At 39.0% G+C, this 4097-nt stretch carries 3 protein-coding genes; 1 reads left to right on the top strand and 2 read right to left on the bottom strand.

Features of this window, described 5'->3' with window-relative positions:
* Positions 1-75: 75 nt before the first annotated feature.
* Positions 76-1791 carry a phosphoethanolamine transferase gene (locus tag MN210_RS05760; RefSeq protein ID WP_338412721.1) on the bottom strand — a complete coding sequence of 572 codons (1716 nt, stop codon included), beginning with the start codon at positions 1789-1791 and terminating at the stop codon, positions 76-78.
* A 541-nt stretch (positions 1792-2332) separates the two neighbouring features.
* Between MN210_RS05760 and MN210_RS05765 the strand changes: the two genes are divergently transcribed.
* A complete protein-coding gene (locus MN210_RS05765) occupies positions 2333-3190 on the top strand; it encodes an OmpA family protein (RefSeq protein ID WP_338412722.1) in 858 nt (285 codons plus the stop codon).
* 40 nt (positions 3191-3230) lie between these two features.
* Here MN210_RS05765 and MN210_RS05770 read toward each other — a convergent pair whose 3' ends face one another.
* On the bottom strand, positions 3231-3932 hold the full coding sequence (locus MN210_RS05770) for an IS1-like element ISPa14 family transposase (RefSeq protein ID WP_015586042.1): 702 nt from the start codon (positions 3930-3932) through the stop codon (positions 3231-3233).
* Positions 3933-4097 lie beyond the last annotated feature (165 nt).

Consider the following 4097-nt stretch of genomic DNA (forward strand, 5'->3'; position numbering starts at 1 on the left):
TGCTGGCAGGCCAGCGCATGGCACTAAGTTTCAGCTTATAAAGCTAACAATAAGAAGCTAAAGGAAGCTAAGTGTTTAGCGCTGAGCCTGAAAAAAAGTAGGTTTATGGTCTGCCTCTTGGGTGCTGATATTAAAGTACTGCAATAAGCTAGGTGCTAAATAATCTTGTGAGGCCGGAGCAGTTAGCTGCGAAGCAATGGCTTGACTATCCATATGGTTTGAGGCCGGTGACCACACAATAACGGGTACTTGCTTTTGTGCTTTTGGCGCTATTTTATAAGGCAGGCCATGTAAGTATATATTGTTCTCGCCTAAGCTTTCGCCATGATCGCTAAGATACACCATAACCACATCATACGCTTGTTCATAAGGCTTTAAGGTGTCAATAATATTGTGCAAAAAATAATCAGTATACACAATGGCATTGTCATAGGCATTAATCACTGACTGAGTGTCACATTTTGAGAGCTCATTGCTTAAACAGGTCGGTTTAAATACCTCAAACGCTTTAGGATAGCGTTTGTAATAAGCCGGACCGTGGTTGCCCATTTGATGCAGTACCACTAAGGTGTCTTTTGGTGGGCTGTTTTTTGAGCCCATTACCAATTTATCAAAATCTTTTAACATGCCAATGTCTCGGCATTCAACATCACACTCTAGATTGGTTGCCTGAGTTTTGTAATCCTCAAAAGTGACGCGATCGGCCACCCCTTTAGAGCTTGAATTATTGTCACGCCATATCACATTTACCCCTTGTTTATGCAAGGTGTCTAGCACATTTTCATTATAGCTTGCCATATCCACATCGAACTTATCTCGACCCAGATAGCTGAACATACAAGGCACAGAATAAGCAGTAGAGGTGCCACAAGAGCTGACGTCTTTGAAGCTATAGATGTCTTTGGTGTTTGACAGCAGCGGCATAGTATTACGTGCATATCCATTTAGACCAATATGATCGGCACGCACGGTTTCTCCCACCACCAGTACCATAAGCTTAGGCTTGGTAGAGGCTGGGGCAATGTGTTTGGCATCAGTCGCGTGGGCAGTAAGGGTCTTTGGACGGCGCATTTCATCAAATTTATCTGTGCCCAGTTTAATAGAAGAATAAATAGGCATCACGGGGTTGGCATAAAAACGTACCTGTTTATGCTGACGAAAAAAGCTGGCGTACTGGTCACCAAAGGGCAATAGACAAGCGGCCATCAAAGCTAAAGTGGCGATAATCGCCCCTATTTTTTGTAAGGCTGCAAACTTTAACGGCACCGTTTTAATGCGCAGCTGTGAGACAAGTAAGGCGGGGATAACACCAAGTACTACTACCCGCATTAAGAATGCTGGCGCGAATAAATCCATAGCTTCTGCTTGATCGGTCTCAAGCCCATTTATAAGCATGTGAGTATCAAAGATAGTCCCGTAACTGTCAGTGAAATACGCACAAATTGCACCAATCATTAACGCCAATATCAGCATAGGTTTGTGCAGGTATTTGTGACTTACTAATTGCAGTACCAACCAAATTACACAAAACAGCAATCCACCCACTGACATTACAAAGGGCCAGCTATGAGCCACCGGATAAATAGCGGTAAGCTGATTAAAGAAACTAAAGTTTGCCGTCAGTGTCAAATAAAGTGCCACTATGAATACCAATATATTGGCATTCATAGGCCTTTGAGAAAACAACTTCAAATATGAACGCTTGTCTACACTGCCTTGCTGGCTTGAGGCAAAGTTCGTGGGCTGTGATAAGGGAGCAGTATCGACTGAGGAAGAGGTTTGATTCACCATATGCAGGCTTCTTGTAGGAAAAAACATGCCTGTATGGTAATGATCGGGTCGTTAAGATAGCGTTAAGACCCTCGATACAAAGAGTGTGTCAAAGAGTAAGCGTATAAGAGTTAAGCCATAAGAATTAACGATGAGAGTATGAGTAATGATTACTAAAAATTTTTTTATTGTCACTAAGATTAACTGACCTGCATTTGGTAGTAAGAGTCTTAGGGGTTGTCACTATTGATGTTTAAGTAAAGTTTAAAGTATACACGTGTTTTTTCATCAAATATTTATTGCAATACACTACTTGTATGGTGTAAATAAACATTACTAATTTTGAAGCTGTTATTTCTTATTGTTAGCAATATTTCTTCTCGTAAATTTTTTTTAACATTATCTATATTATTGATTTGTATTAATTTTTTAAATAAAACCATAGAGTTGTTAATGGTTAATTGAACTTTGACATATAACCTGTATTATATTATTAGACGGTAAGGTGAGTTTAACACTCTAGCAGCCTAGACAGATATTACTAATAAGGACAATAATATTTATGATATTTAAAACCCTACTAATACCAAGCGTATTAATCACAATGTTAGCAACAGGCTGCCAATCTACAGCTTTTATGGCTTCAGCGGATAACCCTATAGGAAGTATAGCAAGTACACCTGTGTCAACGACGGATGGCGTTCGTCAAGTCGACACGGCTCGCTGGACTAAAACGGGTCAAGTATTTACGACTCCTGATGATAGTGCATTAGCCGCTAATGAGAGTCGTATTGTTATATTTCGCACGCCTACAGGTGTGTCCGAAGCCACCTCAATAGATGCCGCTGGCGCTATAGATTTTGAAGACAGTGTCGTTGTTGGTATAGAGAATTATTTTCAAACGTCGTTACAGGCGGGGCACTACTCACAGATTAAGGTTTGTACTGGCCAAAATGTGTTAAGTGCTGAGCTTACAGACCAAAAGAACAATCACTTGGCGAATCAAAGCCTCATTGTAAGTCTACAGCCTAAGCGCACTTATTATTATCAAGTCAGTCATGTAGAAAAAGGGGTTACGCCAGTAATTAGAGCGGTTAATACCTCTGAAGCCATAGAGTTACTTAAAGGCTCTATTGAGCAAACGCATCAAATCAGCCGAGTTGTCACTGATAACTGTATGCAACCACCCACTCAAACCATTACAACTCATCCAGTGACCACACCTGTAATGGAGACTCAGAAACCGATAAATCTTGATGTGCTATTTGATTTTGATAGTGCTCAGATAAAAGGAAAATATCAACAAAAAATACAACCACTTGCGGAGTATATGCAGGCCAATCCAGAGGCTACTGTACATTTAGAGAGTCATACCGATAGTAAAGGAGCAGCTGGTTATAACTTGAAATTATCCTCTTAATAAAACTATTTTAGGTGGTGTTTCAAAAAGTATGCTGACATTAAATGAAGCCATTATTGATGTAAAAAAAGGTTAAGTCGAAAGCTTTAAAATGGTTTTCAATCTTTTTTGAAAAATTACAACTCCTTCTAAAACCGCGCCTAATTCGATGCCTTATTTTGCAATTATTACCTTCAATACCTACAGTAAAAAATTTACCAATACTTTGCTTGCAGTTTTTAAAAGCAGTTATGAAACTGTCCCAATGATCACTTGCAATTCGGGTGTAGTGAATACCTAATTGTTTAAGCTTTGCCTTCAATCGTTGAACTGTAGCTAAGTCTCTTTTACCCCAAACATAAGCAACAATCTCACCTGTTTCTCGATGGTAGGCGTAAATAAGCCATTGTTTATTATTTTTATTTCCCACAAAAGTCCAAAACTCATCAACTTCAAGAGACTCATAATGACTTTGTTTAGGCTGAATTTGGTAGGTCGATTCGGTTAAAGTACGTAAAACTTTACCGATACTGATTCGCTCAACTTCAGCGATATCTCGTATACCACTACCTCTGACCATCAACTGTAATATTTTTCGAGTAATGCCTGAATGACATCCTAGATAGCTCAGAGCATGGTCACCAATAAACTGACGTTTACAGTCTTTGCACTGATAGTTTTGTTTCCCATCTACTTTGATGCCATTTTTCTTTATACTGTCACTGAGGCAGGTTGGACATTTGATTTCTAGAGTTATTCGCATTTCTCTATTTTATCAAAATTCAACCTGCTTTGTTTCAGCATACTTTTTGAAACACCACCCTATTTTAATCACTTCACTTTTATCTAATGTAATTAGTGAGATACAAAAACACTTAATGTCCCTTACTACACAATAATCAATACAAATCAAAATTTAGGAAATATC

The sequence above is a fragment of the Psychrobacter raelei genome, assembly GCF_022631235.3.
GTDB lineage: Bacteria > Pseudomonadota > Gammaproteobacteria > Pseudomonadales > Moraxellaceae > Psychrobacter > Psychrobacter raelei.